A 17,276-nucleotide genomic window follows, 5' to 3' on the forward strand; every position below is an offset into this window, starting at 1 on the left:
TGGTGGCGTGCACGTGGGTGGAGTGTGGCGTCCGTAGCGCGGCTGTCAGTGGCCGGTGGGGTGGGGCGAGGACTGCTGGTTGCCTCGCCGGTACCGGACGGTACGGCGGCCGCCATGGGCGCCGACACCGACCGGATCTTCAGGTGAGATTTTTCGTTCCGTGTATGACCTGTCCCTGGATGATGGTGGCGCGCACGTGGGTGGAGTCCGGTGTCCGCAGTGCCTCTGCCAGTGGCCCGTTGAGCAGGACCAGGTCCGCCGGTTGTCCTGGTGTGACGTGTCGCGGTGGGCCGCCGGGGTCGTGCAGGGGGGAGAGGAAGCCCCGTAGGACCGTCTCTGCCGGGGTTCGTTCGTCGTGGCCGAGGGTGCGACCGGACGGAGTCAGCCGTTCGGAGGCGGCGCGCAGGCACGCCCACGGGTCGGGGTCCCCGTACGGGGCGTCGCTGCTCGGAGCCACCGCTACGCCCGCCCGCAGCAGGCCGGCGTACCGCCACAGGTCCGGCCGGTCCCGGGGCTCGGCGCGCGCCCAGTAGTCGTCGCCGCGTCGGGCCGCCAGCGCCGGCTGGGTGACCACCCGGATGCCCCGCGCGGCCAGTTCCTCGGCGGCGGACAGGTCCGCGACGGCGCAGTGCTCCACCCGGTCGCCGTCCAGTGCGCCTGCCTGGTCGAACGCGGCCAGGGTCAGCGCCAGTGCCGTGCGGGTCACGCAGTGCACGGCCACGGGTCGGCCGCCGGTGTGCGCCCGTCGTATCCGCCGGGCCAGCTCGTCGAGGTCCGGAAGCGCATGGTCGGCGACCACCAGCTTCACCGGGCCGACGCTCAGCCGCCCACCACTGCCCGGCCCCGCCCCGTCGGCCATCACCATCACGTGCTGGGGCAGTTCCTCCCGCCGTACCGCGTCCGCGACGGCCTCGGCGGCACCCGCGTCGGGGGTCGCGTCCGCGACATGGGTGACGCCGAGGGCGGCCAGCCGTGCGCCCACCGGCCGCAGGGACGGCGGACGTCCGCCGAGGGCGTCGCGCAACCAGGCGTCGGCACGCCACAACCGCCCGGTCGGCCGTCCGGTGCCGTCGCGCTCGACGCCGTCGTGGGCGGCGGTCCGGGCCCCGAGGAGTTCCAGACCTGGAGAGTTGACCAGCCACAGGGCGCCGGAGCGGTGTTGCACCCGCACCGGCACGGCGCGGTTCCAACGGTCGAGGGCGTCCCGGTCCAGGCCGCCGTGGAGCACGTCGTCGTAGCCGACCGCTCGTACCCAGCCGTCGTCGCCGGTGGTGGCCCGTGCGAGGGAGGACGCGAGAGCGTCCCGGGACAGCGCGGACAGGTCGAGGGAGGTGTACAACGCTGCCATCGCCATCAGGTGCAGGTGATGATCGGCGAGGCCGGGCAGCAGTGCGCCGCCGTTCCCGCGTACGACGAACTCTTGGGGCTTCGCGCGCAGTTGGCGGCCGACTTCCGTGACGACACCGGCCGTGATCCGGCAGTCGACCGGTCCCCGTAGCCCCGCCAACTCCACGCCGTGCAGAAGCAGATCACCCGTCACCGGTCGTCGACCTCGTCCACCAGCCCCCACTCCAAGGCGGTGGCCGCGTCGACCCGGGCCCCGCTCAGCATCATCCACGCGGCCCGCCACCGGCCGATCCGCCGCGGTACGCTCACCGTTCCGCCGGCGCCCGGTACCAGCCCCATCTCCACCTCGGGCAGGTGGAAGAACGTCCCCGGCGAGGCCACCACCCGGCCGGCGAAAGCTGCCATCTCGACGCCCGCGCCCACCGCCGCGCCCTGCACCCGGACCGTCACGCTCTCCCGCATCCGGTCGATCAGCCGCCACGGCGCCCGGTCCAGCCGTACCAGGTACGCCGCCACGAGATCGCGTGCCGTACCGAACTCGGCGAGATCCCCGCCGCTGGAGAACACCGGTCCGGTACCGGCCAGTTCGACCCGGTCGATCGTGTCGTCGAGGGCGGCGAGTTCCAGGGCCTCGAACAGTTCCTCCCGCATCCGGAAGCTGAACGCGTTCCGCCGCTCCGGGTGGTCGAGCAGGATCGACAGCGTGCCACCGTCCCGCCGTACGCGGACGAGCGGCCGGTCCTCTGCGGCGGCGGCGCGGCGCGTGCCGCGAGTGGCCGGCCAGGCGGCGAACTCCGTCCCGCCGAGCAGCATCGAGTACGCGGCTGCCTCCGCTGCCAGCCCCTGAAGCGTGCCGAGCGTCGGTGTCTGACGCAGCAACTGGCCGAGAGTCAGGCAGGCTCGGGGGCGCCGCTCGACGACGTCGGCGAGCTCGGCGAAGGCCTTCTGCGGGTCGTCCACGCGCACGAGTTGCCGGGGCTGCCGCGAGGCGTGCGGTCCGGCCAGGGTGAGGGTGAGCGCCTCCAGCAAGGGGGCCAGCCGGTCCGGCATCGGCCGAGTCGCCACGCCGATGACCAGTGACAAGGAGTCCGTCACCCGGGCGACAGCGTCCGCGACGCTCTCCGGACCGGCGCGGTGCCAGTCGTCGAGGACCAGGCGGCGCACCGGATTTCCCGGCCGCCCGTCGGGGCCGAGCAACAGGCCCTCGTCGCTCTCCACCCGGCTCATCGGCCCAGGGTAACCACGCCTCGTGCCGCCGCTACCCCCGCAACCGTTCGGCTGCCGGCTCACGGAGATCGCTTGACTTGATCTTCGCGCTGCCGGTGAGCTTGCCCTTCCAGAAGAGCCGGTGTCGTCGAGATACCCGCCGTCACCGGTGGGGAAGAAGCCTTCGGCGTCGAGCGTCTCGTCGAGTGGTGTGCCGAGGTGGCCCAGCATGAGGGTGGGGCCCTTGACGCAGATCTCCCCGTGCTCGCCGCGAGGGACCATGGCGCCCGTGAGCGGGTCGATGATCTTGAGGGTCACGCCGGGCACGGTCTCCGTGTTGCCGTAGGCGTGGCCCGGCTCGTGCCACTTGGCCGAGACGGTGGGGTGGCGCGAGATCGGGGTGTTGAAGTCCGATTCTCCCCAGTGGTATTGGCATTCTCTTTTTCCGCAAGTAACGTAATCGAAGATGAATGACTTCGCCGAGACCTCGTCCGGCATCCCGCTCAAGCCGGTCTACGGACCGCAGGACCGGGGCGCCGAGCCGCCTGAACCGGGCACGTTCCCCTTCACGCGCGGCAACTACGCCACCGGTTACCGGGGGCGGCTGTGGACGTTGCGCCAGTACTCCGGCTTCGGCACGGCGGAGGAGTCGAACCGCCGCTACCGCTATCTGCTCGACCAGGGCGGCACCGGACTCTCGGTCGCCCTCGACCTGCCCACCCAGTGCGGTTACGACTCCGATGACCCGGAGGTGAGCGAGGAGGTCGGCCGGGTCGGGGTCGCCGTCGACACACTCGCCGACGCGGAGATCCTCTTCGAGGACATCCCCCTGGACCGGATCAGCACCAGCTTCACCATCAACGGGACGGCGGCGATCCTGCTCGCCTTCTACGTGGCGGCCGCCGAGCGCAGGGGAGTGCCCCGGGCCAAGCTCACCGGCACCATCCAGAACGACATCCTCAAGGAGTACGCCTCACGCGGCACCTGGATCTGGCCTCCTGAACCGTCCCTGCGGCTGATCGCCGACACCATCGAGTTCTGCGCGGCCGAGGTGCCCAGGTTCAACGCGATCTCCGTCGCCGGCGCGCACTTCCGTGACGCCGGGGCCAACGCCGTGCAGGAGATGGCGTTCACGCTCGCCGACGGAGTCACCTACGTCGACACCGTGCTCGCCCGGGGCCGTATGACGATCGATCAGTTCGCCCCGCAGGTCTCCTTCTTCTTCTACACGCACGGCGATTTCTTCGAGGAGATCGCCAAGTACCGGGCGGGCCGCAGGCGTTGGGCGACGATCGTCCGGGAACGCTACGGCGCGGCCTCCGACAAGGCCGCCATGTTCCGCTTCGGCTGCGTCGCCGGCGGCGCCTCGCTCTACGCCCCGCAGGCACGCAACAACGCCGTCCGGATCGCCTACGAGGCCCTGGCCTCCGTACTCGGCGGCGTCCAGTCGATGTTCACGGCCGCCTGGGACGAACCCTTCGCCCTGCCCAGCGAGGAGTCGGCGACCCTTGCGCTGCGCACCCAGCAGATCCTCGCCCACGAGACCGGCGTGGCCCGCGTCGCCGACCCGCTCGGCGGCTCGTACTTCGTGGAGGCGCTCACCGACGCCACCGAGGAACGCATCGCCGAGATCATGGACGACCTGGAACGGCACGGCGGCATGGTCCGGGCGATCGAGGACGGCTACCTCCAGGGGCTCATCGCCGACGAGGCCTACCGGCTCCACCAGGACATCGAGGCGGGTACCCGGCCGGTCGTCGGCGTCAACCGGTACGTCGCCGAGGACGAGCCGCCCCCCGACATCGCCACCTATGAACTCGACGCCAAGGGCCGCGAAGTGCAGCTGGAGCGGCTCGCCCGCGTCAAGGCCGACCGCGATCCGGCGACCGTCCGCGCCCGCCTCGCCGACCTGGCCCGCGCGGCGGAGGGCGACGACAACCTCATGCATCCACTGATCGACTGTGCGGGCGCCTACTGCACGGTGGGGGAGATGGTCACCGCCCTCAAGGACGTGTGGGGCGAGTTCCAGCAGCCGGTGGTGTTCTGATGGGAACCCGGATCCTGATCGCCAAGCCGGGTCTCGACGGCCACGACCGGGGCGCAAAGATCGTGGCACGCGCCCTGCGGGACGCGGGCTTCGAGGTCGTCTTCACCGGCATCCGGCAGCGCATCGACGACATCGTGTCGACCGCCGTCCAGGAGGACGTCGCCATGGTCGGTCTGAGCATGCTCTCCGGCGCGCATCTCGCGCTGACGGCACGGACCGTCGAGGGCCTGCGGGCCGCCGATGCGGGCGACATCAAGGTCGTCGTCGGCGGCACCATCCCGCCGGCCGACGTGCCGCGCCTCAAGGCCGCGGGGGCGGCAGCCGTGTTCCCCACCGGAACCCCCCTTGACGTCGTGGTGGCGGACGTTCGCGCCCTCACCTCACGCTGATCTGAAGGAGTGAACGTGCGGATCGGAGTGATGATCGGGCCCGAGCGGGGTGACTCCGCGCGGAAGGTCTCGCGCATGCTCGCCGACGTGGAATGGGCCGAGTCCGCCGGGATGGACACCGCCTGGGTGCCCCAAATACCCACGGACTTCGACGCGTTGACCGCCATAGCCCTGATGGGCACCCGCACCACCCGGATCGAGCTCGGCACCGCCGTCGTACCCCTCCAGGCCCAGCATCCGATCGCACTGGCCCGGCAGGCACTGTCCACGCAGGCCGCCACCGGAGGCAGACTGGCACTCGGCATCGGCCCCTCGCACCACTGGATCATCCGCGACATGCTCGGCCTCCCCTACGAGCGCCCGGCCGGCCTCACCCGCGACTATCTCGACGTACTGGACGCGGCCCGCAGCGGCCCCGGCCCCATCGACGTCGAGAACCGCACCTACACCGTGCACAATCCCGTCGACCTCGCCCCGGTCGCCCCCCTCCCGGTCCTGCTCGCCGCCCTCGGCCCGGTCATGCTGGCGCTCGCGGGGGAGCGGGCCGACGGGACCGTGCTGTGGATGGCCGACGAACGGGCCGTCGCCGACCACGTCGTCCCGCGGATCAGCAAGGCCGCCGAGGCGGCGGGACGTCCGGCGCCGCGGATCGTCGCGGGCATCCCGGTCTGCCTCTGCCGCCCGTCGGAGATCGACGCGGCACGCGAACGCGCCAACCGGATCCTCGGCGAGGCCGAGATCTCGCCCAACTACCAGCGCCTGCTGGAGTACGGCGACGCCAAGGACGTCGGAGACCTGTGCGCGGCCGGGGACGAGACGGCGATCGCGGCCCGCTTCCAGCGGTTCGCGGACGCCGGGGTCACCGATCTGTCCGTACGGCTGCTGCCGATCGGCAACGGCCGTGACGAACTCGTCGCCTCCAAGCGCCGTACCAGGGAAATGATCGCCGGACTCGCGGCGGAACTCCGATGAGCCCCGGCCCCCTCGCGGGGATTCGCATCCTCGAAGTGGGGCACATCCTCGCGGGCCCGTTCGCCACGATGCTGCTCGCCGACCTCGGCGCCGAGGTCACCAAGATCGAACCGCCCGACGGCGACCTCTCACGGCAGGTCGGCGACACCTACTTCGCCAGCCTCAACCGCAACAAGCGCAGCATCTGCCTCGACCTCACCTCGGAGGAGGGACAGGAGCACCTGGGCGAACTGGTCGCGGAGGCCCACGCACTGCTCGTCAACCTCAAGCCGTCGGTGATACGACGACTCGGGCTGACGTACGACAGCCTGCGCCGGCGGAACGAACGGATCGTCTGCGTCGCCCTGACCGGCTACGGCCTGGACGGCGGCGACGATCCGGCCTTCGACTACGTCATCCAGGCCACGACCGGCGTCGCCGCCCTCACCGGCGACCCCGACGCGCCGCCGACCCTGCCCGGATACTCGTCCATCGACAACTCGGCGGCACTGACGGCCGCGCTGGGCCTGCTCGCCCAGATCGTGTCCGGGCGCGGCGGCCAGGTGGACGTGGCGCTGCGGGACGTGATCCTGGCCCAGCTCAACTACCGCGCGTCGGCCTGGCTCAACGAGCGTGTCGAGCCGCGCCGCCTGCCGTACGGGGCGCACTCCTACTACGTGCCCGCCCAGTTGTTCCCCACGGCCGAGGGCCATATGGCGCTGTTCATCACGCACGACCGCTTCTGGAAGACCTTCGCCGACGAGGCCGGGATCGACGGCTTCCCGACGATGGCCGAGCGGGCGGCGCGCCGCGACGAGGTCCTCGCCGTCGTCACCCGAGCCCTCGCCGCCGACACGGCCGCGGGCTGGGAGGCGCGGCTGCGTCCGCTCGGTCTGGCCGCGGCGGCCGTACGCACCCTGCCCGAAGCGCTGGACGCCACCCCCGGGATGATCGTGGAGGCCGGTGACTTCCGGCTGGTCGGCAGCCCGGTACGGATCGCCGGGTACGAGCCCGAGTACCGGCCGCCGCCCCGCCTGGGCGAGCACGGCGGCATCCCGGTCGTGCCTCACTCGTAGTGCACCGTCACTCGTAGTTCACCGTCACTCGTAGTGGACGGTCACCGACCCCGCGTCCGGCACGCCCTGGCAGGTGAGGACGTATCCCTCTTCGACCTCGTCCTCGGTGAGGGCGTCGTTCACGCGCATGGTCGCGCTGCCTTCCGTCACCTTGGCCATGCAGGTGGCGCAGTTGCCCGCCTCGCAGGAGAACGGCGGGGTGAGACCGGCTCGGCGGGCGCTTTGCAGCAGGGTCTCGCCGGCGCGTTTGGGGACCGACACCCGCTGGTTGCCCAGCACGATCGTGACCGTGCCTGCGTCTTCCGGCTTGGCGCGGTCGGGCTCGGGCGGTGTCGCCGTACCGCCGAACCGCTCGCTGAACACCCGCCCCGGCCCCGGCAACGCGGACTCCACGAGTTCCATGAAGGGCTCCGGCCCGCACACGTACGCGTCCCCGGCCCCGTCCGCCCCGACGAACTCCCGCACGGCGTCGGCGGTGACCAGCCCCCGCTCGGCGTCCAGATGACGCACCACCGTCAACCGGCCGGGATACCGCGCCGCGAGATCCGACAGAGCCGACTCGAAGATCGCCGAAGAACGGTCGCGGTCGGCGCACAGCAGCCGGACGTCGCGGTCGGTGGTCGCGAGGGTGCTCTTGGCCAGGGACAGGACGGGGGTGATCCCGCTGCCGCCGCTGAACCCCAGCAGCGGGGTCTGCGCCGGACGAAGGCAGAACTTCCCCCTCGGCAGGGTCAGTTCGAGCTCGTCGCCCTCGGACACCTGGTCGTGCAGCCAGTTGGAGACCTTGCCGCCCGGCACCCGCTTGACGGTCGTCATCAGTTCGGCGTCGGTCTCCGGGGCACTCGACATCGAGTACGAGCGCAGCACGTCCCGGCCGTCGACCGAGACCCGGAAGACGCAGAACTGCCCCGCCTGGTAGGAGAACGGACCTTCGTGCGGGTCGAGCACGAAGGTCCGGGCGTCCTCGGTCTCCTGGACGATCTTGATGACGGTCGCGCGCTGGAACAGGGCGGGGATCGCCATGGACGCCCTCCTCTTGCTCTGGTATCAAGGTTCTGTTGCAGCGAGAATACTATTCTCGCCAGGGAGATGGGACCCTCTCCAATGGGTGGAGATGAGAGATGAGCGGACGGGCAGCCCTGGTCTTCGAGGGCAGGGAGTACAGCCTCGCCGAGCTCGACGCCCTCGCTGACGGGCTGGCCGGGACGCTGGCGCGGCGCGGGGTGCGGGCGGGAGACAGGGTCGCGCTCATGTCGTCCAACCGGCCCGAGTTCGTCGTCGCGGTGCGGGCCGTGTGGCGGCTGGGCGCGGCCGTCGTGCTGCTCAGTCCGGCGTGGAAACGCGCCGAGGTCGAACACGCCCTGGCGATCACCGAGCCGGCCCACGCGGTGGGCGACCACGCGGTGCTGGCGGAGCTGCTGCCCATGCTGCATCTGGACGAGCCGATCACGCCCAAGGGCGGCTCCTTCGCGCCGCCGGACCCGCGGGCCGATGCCGTCCTGGTGTTCAGCTCCGGCACGACCGGCATGCCGAAGGCGGTCCGGCACACCCACGCCTCGCTCGCCGCCGCCGTACGCCACTGGCGCGACGCCCTCCGCCTCACCGACCAGGACCGGATCCAGATCACGACGCCGCCCTCGCACATCCTGGGTCTGCTCAACATCGTCACGGCCCTGGAGGCGGGTGCCTGGCTGCGCCTGCACCGCCGTTTCGACCTGGACCGGCTGCTGCACCACATCGAACTCGACCGCGTCACCGTCGAGATGGCCGTGGCGCCGATCGCGCTCGCCCTCGCCTCCCATCCGAAGCTGGAGTCGTACGACCTGTCCTCGCTCCGTTTCATCATGTGGGGCGCGACGCCCGTCACGCCGAGCGTCGCCGAGACCGTCACCCGGCGCACCGGGATCGGCTGGGTGCCCGCCTACGGGGCCAGCGAACTGCCCGTCATCGCCGTCAATCCGCTCGACGGGGCCCGCCTGGACACCCCGGGGCGTGCCGTGCCCGGGGTGAGCGTGCGCGTGGTGTCGCTGGAGACCGGGGTGCCGGTGGGGAACGGTGAGACCGGGGAGATCGAGGTCCGTTCGGATTCCCTGATGGCCGGCTATCTGCCGGCCGAGGAGAGCGCGGACGCCTTCCACGACGGCTGGTACCGGACCGGTGACGTCGGCAGCGTGGACGCGGACGGCTGGCTGCAACTCACCGACCGCGCCAAGGAGATGATCAAGGTGCGGGCGTTCCAGGTCGCGCCCGCCGAGGTCGAGGCCGTGCTGTACGGCCATCCGGCCGTCGCCGACTGCGCGGTGTTCGGCGTCCCCGACCCGGCCGACGGGGAGGCGGTCGTCGCGGCCGTACGGGCCGGCCGGCCGGTCGAGGCGGCCGAGCTGATCGCACTGGTCGGTGACCGCCTCGCCTCCTACAAGCGGCCGAGCCGCGTGGAGTTCGTGGCCGAGATCCCCCGACTGCCGTCCGGGAAGGTGCTGCGCCGCGTACTCAGGGACCGGCTCCTTGCGGAGCTGAGCGGCCTGGGTGAAGCGCCCCAAAGGGGCGCGAGGAACGGCGCGACCAGCCACGACGACGCCGCAGACGATCGACGGCATTTCGCGGCTTCCCAAGCGGAGCGCTTGGTCAGGGAGGAGGGCCATGGACGTACGTCTGACGGCTGAACAGCGTCAACTGCGCGACGCGGCCGCCCGGTTGGCGTCCGCCCTCGGCCCGGGCTCGGTCCTCGACCTGGACGACGCCGACCGGATCGCCCGACTGGAGAAAGCGGTGGAGACGACCGGCTGGCGGACGCTCCGCTCCGACGGCGCGTCCGGGGTCGAAGTCGCCCTGGTCGTGGAGGAGTTCGGACGGGGGCTCGTCGATGTCCCGCTGCTCGGCCCGGTACTCGCCGATGACATCAGCCGGCACGTCGCAGGGGAGTGGGGGTCCGCAACCGTCGCCGTGGAGTCCGAAGCGGTGGACGCCCGAGGCATGCGCCAAGCCCTCTGCCTCGAAGGCGACCAGGTCCTGGCGGGCGACGTGGGATCGCTGACCGTCTGCGCAGACCTGACCCGACGTAGCGCCGAACTCCCCGGCCCCCTGCGACCGATCGGAACCCTCTCCACCGAAGCCGTCGCACGCAGGCAGGCGCTGGCGCTCGTCGCCACCACCGCCGACCTGCTGGGCACGGCCCGCGGCGCGCACGAACTCGCCTGCGACTACGCCAAGATCCGTGAGCAGTACGGCAGTCCGATCGGGTCGTACCAGGCCGTGGCCCACCCCCTTGCGGAAGGCCTGGCCCTGATCGAGGGCTCGGTGAGCGTGCTGCGGCACGCGGCCTGGGCGGTCGACGAACTCCCCGTCGCCGAAGCCCTCCGCGCCGCCCGCATAGCCAAGCTGTACTGCGCCCGCGCCGCCCGCACGGTCTGCGAGACGGCGGTGCAGGTGCACGGCGGCATCGGCAACACCTGGGAATGCCTGGCCCACCTCCACCTCCGGCGGGCCCTGACGTCCACCGACCTGTTCCCCGTGCGCCTGGAGGAGATCGACTGTGGACTTTCGTGACTCGACCGAGGAGGCCGCCTTCCGCGAGCGGCTGCGGGACTGGCTCACCGAGCGGGCCGGGACGTTCCCGGCCTCGGGAGACGAGTACTGGGCACGACAGGGCGACTGGCACCGGGCGCTGCACGCGGCCGGGTTCTTCGGCCTGTCCTGGCCGCGGGAGTACGGCGGACACGAACTGCCGCCCGTCTACGATGTCATCCTCGACGAGGAGCTGGCCCGCGCGGGCGCACCGCCCCGCCCCAGCCTCGGCTACCTGGTCCAGGGCCTCGGCCGGCACGGCGGCGAAGAGCTGCGACGCCGCTTCCTCCCCGGCATGGTCGACGGCACCGAACGCTGGTGCCAGGGCTTCAGCGAACCCGGCGCCGGCTCGGACCTCGCGTCCCTGACGACGACGGCCACCCGGGACGGGGACACGTACGTCGTCCACGGGCACAAGATCTGGACGAGCTACTCCGACGTGGCCGACTGGTGCCTGCTGCTGGCGCGCACCGAGCCGGACGCACCCCGGCATCGCGGTCTCTCGGCGTTCGTGATCTCGATGGACCAACCAGGCGTCGTGCAGCGCCCGTTGAAGATGATGAACGGAGTCACCCGGGAGTTCGGGCAGGTCCTCTTCGACGGTGCGCAGGTCCCCGCGGACCAGATGGTGGGCGCGCCGGGGGAGGGCTGGGCGCTGGCCATGACCGTCGTCGGACACGAGCGCGAGCCGGCGACGCTCGGCTACTCGGCCCGGTACGGCAAGCTCGTGCGCCAGCTGGCGTCCCGGGTACGGGGAGCCGCAACGCCGCCGGAACTCGCCTGGGCCGTCGTCGAGACCGAGATGCTGCGGCTGCACGTGCGGCGGCGGCTGTCCGAACAGCTCGACGGCGTCTCGCACGGCCCCGAGGGCTCCCTCGACAAGCTCCTCATGACCTGGACGGAACAGGCGGTCGGACACGCGGCCTTGGCGGTCGGCGGCACCCGCGACCCCGAGCTGCTGAACGCCTACCTCTACAGCCGGGCGCAGAGCGTCATGGGCGGCACCTCACAGATCCAGAAGAACATCATCGCCTCGCGGATCCTCGGACTGGGAGCCTGAAGTGACCGACACGCAGAGCCTGTACGGCATGCCGGACGAGATCGACGTCCGCGCGGACGGCCCCCTCAGGATCATCACCCTCAACCGTCCCGACGCGCTCAACGCCGTCAACGACGCGCTCCACACCGGTCTCGCCCGGCTGTGGCCACGGCTGAGTGAGGACCGGGACGCACGCGCGGCCGTCCTCACGGGCGCCGGCCGGGCCTTCTCCGCGGGCGGCGACTTCACCTACCTCGACGAGCTCAGGCGCGACCCCGTCCTGCGTGCCCGGAGCATCGCGCACGGCCGGGACCTCGTCCTCGGCATGGCGCGCTGCCGGGTGCCCGTCGTGGCCGCGGTCAACGGCCCCGCCGTGGGCCTCGGGTGCAGCCTGGTCGCGCTGAGCGACATCGTCTACATGGCGGAGTCCGCGTATCTCGCCGACCCCCACGTCCAGGTCGGCCTGGTCGCCGCCGACGGAGGCCCGCTCACCTGGCCCCTGCACACCAGCCTGCTGCTGGCCAAGGAGTACGCCCTCACCGGCGCCCGCATCCCCGCCGAACGGGCCGTGGCGGTGGGGCTCGCCAATCACGCGGTAGCAGACCCGGTCGCCGAGGCCCTCGCCTGCGCCAAGCGCATCGCGGGCCTGCCCCGGCAGGCGGTCGAGAGCACCAAGCGCGTGCTCAACATGCACCTGGAGCGCGCGGTCCTGGCCACCCTCGACTACGCGACCACCGCAGAGGAACAGTCCTTCCGGACCGAGGACTTCCGCGCCACGCTCGCCCGCCTCACGGCGCGAGACGACTGAGTCCACCCGGCCTTCACTTCGGCGGGAACCTCAACGCCCCGTCCAGGCGGATGACTTCACCGTTGAGGTAGTCGTTCTCACAGATGTGCTCGATGAGGGCGGCGTACTCGGGAGAGCGGCCCATCCGCCGGGGGTGCGGGACCTTCGGGCCCCAGTACGCCTCCAGTTGGTCCCCCGCCTTTCCGTACGCCGGGGTGAGGAACGTACCGGGCGCGACGGTGACGACCCGGATGCCCAGGGGGGACAGGTCACGCGCGGCCACCAGGGTCATGCCCACCACGCCGCCCTTGGCGGCCGCGTAGGGAAGCTGGCCGATCTGACCCTCGTACGCCGCGATCGACGCGGTGTTGACGATGACGCCCCGGCCGCCCTCCTCGTCCACCGGCTCCTGGCGGGCCATGGCGGCGGCGGCCAGGCGCATCACGTTGAACACCCCGGTCAGATAGATGTCGACGGTCTGCCGGAACCCGGCGAGGTCCAGGGGTTCGCCGTCCTTGCCGACGAGCCGTCCGCCGGTCGCGGGGCCGCCGTGCGCGTCCACCGAGATCCGCAGCGGGGCGAGCGCCTCCGCCTCCCCGACGGCGGCACGGACGCTGTCCTCGTCGGTGGCGTCGGTCCGTACGTAACGGACGCCCAGCTCCTTCTCCAGAGCCGTGCCCTTGTCGTCGGCGAGGTCCGCGACGACCACCGCCGCCCCCGCCGCGTGCAGCCGGCGTACGGTCGCCTCGCCCAGGCCGCCCGCGCCGCCGACCACGATCGCGGAACTCCCACCGATCCGCATCTGCGTCCCCTCCCTTGCGTATGCCATTCTAGTTTTGGGAGAGTAGCATTCTCATCGCGCGATGTGATCCTGTCCGACCGGCCGAGTTGGAGAGCCGTCCATGACCCAGGCAGTCATCGTGTCCGCCCTGCGCACGCCCGTGGGAACCGCCTTCAAGGGGACCCTGCGGGACACCACGGCCTTCGACCTGGCCCACCACATCGTCGGCGCCGCGGCGAAGGGCCTCGACCCGGACCGCGTCGACGACGTGATCCTCGGCGAAGGCCTCTACGGCGGCGGCGTCCTGGCCCGGCACGCGGCGCTGACCGCCGGACTCACCTCCGTCCCCGGGCAGGCCCTCAACCGGCACTGTGCGGCAGGCCTCGCCGCCGTGGCGGGCGCGGCCGCGAGCATCCGCGCCGGGATGGACGACCTCGTGATCGCCGGAGGCGTCAACTCGGCGTCCACGGCGCCCAAGTCGCGGTTCCGGATCGAAGGGGAGTGGGTGGAGCCCTGGATGCCGCCCACCCACCCCGACCGCCCGGACGCTCCCAACACAGACATGTCGATCACCATCGGCTGGAACGTCGCCCAGCGGGCCGGCATCAGCCGCGAGGACATGGACGCCTGGGCGCTGCGCTCGCACCGCAACGCCGTACGCGCCATCGACGAGGGCCGGTTCGACGCCGAGACCGTTCCCGTCGAGACCGTGCACGGACTGTTCTCCGTCGACGAACACCCGCGCCGCAACACCTCGTTGGAGAGGCTGGCCGGGCTCAAGGTGCTGCACCCGGAGATCGACGGGTTCAGCATCACCGCGGGCAACGCCTGCGGCGCCAACGACGGCGCCGCCGCTCTGGTGGTCGCGAGCGACAGCGCGGCGGACGGCACGGGCCTGCCCGCCCTGGCCACCGTACGATCCTGGGCGTCCGTCGGCGTCGATCCCGCCGAGACCGGGCTGGCGCCGGTGAAGGCGATCCCCAAGGCACTGGCACGGGCGGGACTTTCGACCACCGATGTCGATCTGTTCGAGATCAACGAGGCGTTCGCTTCGGTGGCCGTGGCCGCCGTCCGCCTCCTCGACCTCGACCCGGACCGTGTCAACGTCAACGGCAGCGGCTGCTCGCTCGGCCACCCCGTCGCCGCCACCGGCGCCCGCATGCTGGTCACACTCGTCCACGAACTGCGCCGACGCGGCGGCGGCATCGGCGTCGCGTCGATGTGCGCGGGCGGCGGGATGGGCTCGGCAATGGTCGTCGAGGTCCCGGCTCCCTGAGCGCGCACGCCGGGCTAGGTGCCTTGCTCGGGCTTGGCGTATTGCTCGGCCCGGCAGCGCCCCGAAGGGGCGCGGGGAACTGCGCGACCAGCCACGACGGCGCAGCAGACGACCGACGGCACATCGCGGCCCCGCGGCGGAGCCGCATATCGGACAGCCGGCGGAGCGCCCGGGTCAGCCCAGCGTCGCCGTGATCTGCGGCAGATCGAGGGAGGTGCGGATCCCGGGATCCGCCGCGCAGACGAACGGCACCGCGTTGACCGCCCGGTTCGCCGTGTACGACGGGGACACCTCGGCCATCCGGTCGAGCGGCACCGGCAGCCGCATGCCCACGTCGAGCGGCGCGTCGCCGTCGACCGTGAGGTGCCAGCCGGTGTCCCGAAGGTCCCAGGCCGGTTCGAGGTCGCGGGTGCAGTACCACGTCGCCCGGAAGCGCAGCAGCGGACGGCCCGCGCGCATCCCGGACACCGTGAGGCGCTGGGCCGCCACCGTGCCCGGCTCCAGCGTGCCGGCGGCGATGCCGGCCCGGTGGCGGGCGGTGGCGACCTCTCCGCCCGCCTCCAGTGCGTCGAGCGGCAGCCCGAGGGACTCGGCGATCAGCCGCAGCGAGGGGCCGAAGCTGGTCCGTGCCCGGGTGAGACGGCCTTCGTCGAACTCACCGGGCGTGACACCGAAGCCCATCACGCCGAACAGCAGGTCCGGCGAAGGGCGTTGGGAGAGATCGGCGAACTCGTCGATGGTGAGCGCGTCGATCCGCCGCGCGACGGACGTCAGGACGAGCGGCACGGCTTCGGTGATGAAGCCGGGGCTGCTGCCCGTGCTGTGGATCGAGGTGCCGCCGGCCTTGCAGGCGGTCCCGACCCGTTCGCGTACGACGGGATCCATGCTCCCCGGATGATGGAACTCGCCGCGCGTGGTCACGATGTTCGCGCCCGACTCCAGCAGTCGGCACACCTCGTCGACGTCGCAGACCAGCGGCATGTAGAGCACGCAGTCCGCGTCCAGCCCGAGGATGTGCTCGACGTCCCGGGTGGTGGTCACCCCGGTGCCCCCGCTGTCCCCGAGCCCGCAGAGCTCGCCCGCGTCCCGCCCGGCCTTGCCCGGCGTACGGACGTACACCCCGGCCAGCTCCAGGTGCGGGTGTTCGACGACCGCGCGCAGCGAGCGGGACCCGATGGTGCCGGTGGCCCACTGGACGACGCGGTACGGACGTCCGGCGCCGGTGTTCATCCCGCCGCCTCCGGTGCCATGCGCAGCAGGGCCTCCTGGGCGTAGGACGCGACCAGGGTGCCGTCCCAGGCGAACACGTCGCCCCGGCCGAAGCAGCGGCCGTGGGCGAGGATCGGGCTGTGCTGGCGCAGCAGCAGCCAGTCGTCGGCGCGGAAGGGCCGGTGGAACCACACCGTGTGCGAGGTGACGGCGGAGGTGAACGCCGTTCCGGCGTCCAGCTGGCTTATCCCGGCGAGCGGTCGCAGCGCCGTGCCGATGAGCGTCAGATCGGTGGCGTACGCGGTGAGGGCGGGCGCCAGTTCCCCGCCGGTCGGCGGGGTGCGCATCCACAGCTCGAACTCGGCGGGACCGGCGGCGGCGGAGTCGAGGTCGGTCGTGGTCCGGGTCTCCCAGGGCAGCAGTACCAGGTCGACGCCGTATTCCGGCCCCGGGAGAACGGGGGCCGCGGCGGCGGTCTGGTGGACCGGGCCCTCCTCGGGGGCGTGCAGCGACACCGAGACCGTGGCCACGACCCCCTTGGCCTGCCGGGCGACCACGCCCAGCGTGGCGAAGGAGCCGCCCTCGTGGTGGCGCTCCACCTCGTACCGCACGGGTTCGTCGGGCCGGCCCGCGCGCGGGAACAGGGCGTGCAGGGACTTGACGGGCTTGTCCGGGCAGGCGAGTTCCGCGGCCCGGAGCGACTGGGCCAGCAGCTGTCCTCCGAAGAGGCGGTGGTAGCCAAGGCGCTGGTTGAGCCCCTCGTAGCCGGTGCTCCCGGGAGGCGTGCGCAGGTCGAGACAGGCGAGCAGATCGTCCCAGAGTTCACTTGTGGCAAGCGGCATGCCTGGGAGGGTAAACTAAATTTCCGCCCATGAGAATGAGATTCTCCTACCTCCAGTGGTGGCGGTCAGCTGAGGGTGAACCCCTTCGCGCAGAAGTCCCAGATCTCTTCCGAGGTGATCGGGTGGGTGCCCTCCTGGCCGCTGGACTGCGCGTTGAACATGACGGTCTGCATCGTGAGCGCGGCCGCCCGGCGCGGTTTGAAGCCGGGGCGCAGCAGACCGGCGGTCTCCAGCTCCACCATCAGATCCGCGAACAGGGTGAGCAGCGGGGCGTTCGCGACCCTCATCTCGGCGGGGTGCGACACCAGCAGTCGCAGGGCGAAGTCGGTGAACAGCGGGCGCTGGGTGGCGTCCTGGGTGGGGCGGGAGCTGTCGAAGAGCGCCTGGACGACGACCCTGAGTCGGTCCAGCGGCGTGGCCTGCTCGGCCGCGATCGTACGAAACTGGTCGGCCGACTTGCTCATCGCGTCCTCGAAGAGGGCGAGCAGCAGCTCATGCTTCCCGTCGAAGTGCTGGTAGAAGCTGCGCAGCGACTGTCGGGAGCGGTCGACGACCTCCTGCACGGTGAAGTCCGTGGTGCCCTTCTCCGCCATGATCGCCTGCGCCGCGTCCAGGAACCGCTCCACGCGCTGTTCGGCCCGGCGCTTCGCCGCCTGGGTGGAACGCTCGACCGCGCGCTGCTTCCAGGCCGGTTCCTCGGTCGGGGTGCTCACGGGCTGGTCCGCCTTCTGTGCTGCCATGGGGAGAACATTACTGCAGTGT

Annotated in this window: 16 protein-coding genes; 9 read left to right on the forward strand and 7 right to left on the reverse strand. The window is 71.8% G+C overall.

Translation table 11 applies throughout. The features are described 5' to 3' along the window. Positions 1-139: 139 nt before the first annotated feature. The gene (locus KCH87_RS25185) at positions 140-1,540 is read right to left on the reverse strand and encodes an amidohydrolase family protein (RefSeq protein WP_210588510.1); all 1,401 of its coding nucleotides are present in this window, start codon (positions 1,538-1,540) and stop codon (positions 140-142) included. Further along, complete coding sequence (locus KCH87_RS25190) at positions 1,537-3,051, reverse strand: enoyl-CoA hydratase/isomerase family protein (RefSeq protein ID WP_282612985.1); 1,515 nt, start codon at positions 3,049-3,051, stop codon at positions 1,537-1,539. Before KCH87_RS25190 ends, KCH87_RS25185 begins: the two co-directional genes overlap by 4 nt. Here KCH87_RS25190 and KCH87_RS25195 point away from each other — a divergent pair. Genes KCH87_RS25195 through KCH87_RS25210 form a run of 4 tightly spaced genes read left to right on the forward strand, consistent with a single transcriptional unit; the run spans position 3,020 to position 7,016 of the window. Beyond that, positions 3,020-4,600 carry a methylmalonyl-CoA mutase family protein gene (locus KCH87_RS25195; protein WP_210588512.1) on the forward strand — a complete coding sequence of 527 codons (1,581 nt, stop codon included), beginning with the start codon at positions 3,020-3,022 and terminating at the stop codon, positions 4,598-4,600. The genes KCH87_RS25190 and KCH87_RS25195 overlap by 32 nt on opposite strands. Beyond that, entirely contained in the window at positions 4,600-4,989 is a 390-nt protein-coding gene (locus KCH87_RS25200) for a cobalamin B12-binding domain-containing protein (RefSeq protein WP_210588513.1), read from the forward strand. Before KCH87_RS25195 ends, KCH87_RS25200 begins: the two co-directional genes overlap by 1 nt. A gap of 15 nt (positions 4,990-5,004) precedes the next feature. After that, entirely contained in the window at positions 5,005-5,961 is a 957-nt protein-coding gene (locus KCH87_RS25205) for an LLM class F420-dependent oxidoreductase (RefSeq protein WP_210588514.1), read from the forward strand. Next, positions 5,958-7,016 (forward strand): CaiB/BaiF CoA-transferase family protein, encoded by a 1,059-nt coding sequence (locus tag KCH87_RS25210; protein WP_210588515.1) that lies wholly within the window; start codon positions 5,958-5,960, stop codon positions 7,014-7,016. The genes KCH87_RS25205 and KCH87_RS25210 overlap by 4 nt, the downstream gene beginning before the upstream one ends. Positions 7,017-7,040: 24 nt before the next feature. On the opposite strand, the gene KCH87_RS25215 is transcribed toward KCH87_RS25210, so the two are convergent. Next, positions 7,041-8,039 carry a ferredoxin--NADP reductase gene (locus KCH87_RS25215; protein WP_210588516.1) on the reverse strand — a complete coding sequence of 333 codons (999 nt, stop codon included), beginning with the start codon at positions 8,037-8,039 and terminating at the stop codon, positions 7,041-7,043. Positions 8,040-8,137: 98 nt separating this feature from the next. On the opposite strand from KCH87_RS25215, the gene KCH87_RS25220 reads away from it, so the two are divergent. Genes KCH87_RS25220 through KCH87_RS25235 form a run of 4 tightly spaced genes read left to right on the forward strand, consistent with a single transcriptional unit; the run spans position 8,138 to position 12,427 of the window. Further along, on the forward strand, positions 8,138-9,679 hold the full coding sequence (locus KCH87_RS25220; protein WP_210588517.1) for a class I adenylate-forming enzyme family protein: 1,542 nt from the start codon (positions 8,138-8,140) through the stop codon (positions 9,677-9,679). Continuing rightward, a complete protein-coding gene (locus KCH87_RS25225) occupies positions 9,657-10,562 on the forward strand; it encodes an acyl-CoA dehydrogenase family protein (protein WP_210588518.1) in 906 nt (301 codons plus the stop codon). The genes KCH87_RS25220 and KCH87_RS25225 overlap by 23 nt, the downstream gene beginning before the upstream one ends. Then, positions 10,549-11,640, forward strand: coding sequence for an acyl-CoA dehydrogenase family protein (locus KCH87_RS50465; protein ID WP_210588519.1), 1,092 nt, complete (start codon positions 10,549-10,551; stop codon positions 11,638-11,640). The genes KCH87_RS25225 and KCH87_RS50465 overlap by 14 nt, the downstream gene beginning before the upstream one ends. 1 nt (position 11,641) lies before the next feature. Then, a complete protein-coding gene (locus KCH87_RS25235; RefSeq protein ID WP_308298906.1) occupies positions 11,642-12,427 on the forward strand; it encodes an enoyl-CoA hydratase/isomerase family protein in 786 nt (261 codons plus the stop codon). Between the two features lie 13 nt (positions 12,428-12,440). Here KCH87_RS25235 and KCH87_RS25240 read toward each other — a convergent pair whose 3' ends face one another. Beyond that, entirely contained in the window at positions 12,441-13,208 is a 768-nt protein-coding gene (locus KCH87_RS25240; RefSeq protein WP_210588638.1) for an SDR family NAD(P)-dependent oxidoreductase, read from the reverse strand. Between the two features lie 100 nt (positions 13,209-13,308). Between KCH87_RS25240 and KCH87_RS25245 the strand changes: the two genes are divergently transcribed. Further along, the gene (locus tag KCH87_RS25245; RefSeq protein WP_210588520.1) at positions 13,309-14,463 is read left to right on the forward strand and encodes a thiolase family protein; all 1,155 of its coding nucleotides are present in this window, start codon (positions 13,309-13,311) and stop codon (positions 14,461-14,463) included. A gap of 174 nt (positions 14,464-14,637) precedes the next feature. Here the strand turns inward: KCH87_RS25245 and KCH87_RS25250 are convergent, their stop codons facing one another. The 3 genes from KCH87_RS25250 to KCH87_RS25260 form a co-directional block, all read right to left on the reverse strand. Beyond that, the gene (locus KCH87_RS25250; protein ID WP_210588521.1) at positions 14,638-15,693 is read right to left on the reverse strand and encodes a dihydrodipicolinate reductase; all 1,056 of its coding nucleotides are present in this window, start codon (positions 15,691-15,693) and stop codon (positions 14,638-14,640) included. Then, positions 15,690-16,514 (reverse strand): acyl-CoA thioesterase II, encoded by an 825-nt coding sequence (locus KCH87_RS25255; RefSeq protein ID WP_210588522.1) that lies wholly within the window; start codon positions 16,512-16,514, stop codon positions 15,690-15,692. Before KCH87_RS25255 ends, KCH87_RS25250 begins: the two co-directional genes overlap by 4 nt. A gap of 65 nt (positions 16,515-16,579) precedes the next feature. Next, positions 16,580-17,254, reverse strand: a complete 675-nt coding sequence (locus tag KCH87_RS25260; protein WP_210588523.1) for a TetR/AcrR family transcriptional regulator — start codon at positions 17,252-17,254, stop codon at positions 16,580-16,582. Between the last annotated feature and the right edge of the window lie 22 nt (positions 17,255-17,276).

The sequence above is a fragment of the Streptomyces sp. GESEQ-35 genome (assembly GCF_017948485.1).
Lineage (GTDB): Bacteria > Actinomycetota > Actinomycetes > Streptomycetales > Streptomycetaceae > Streptomyces.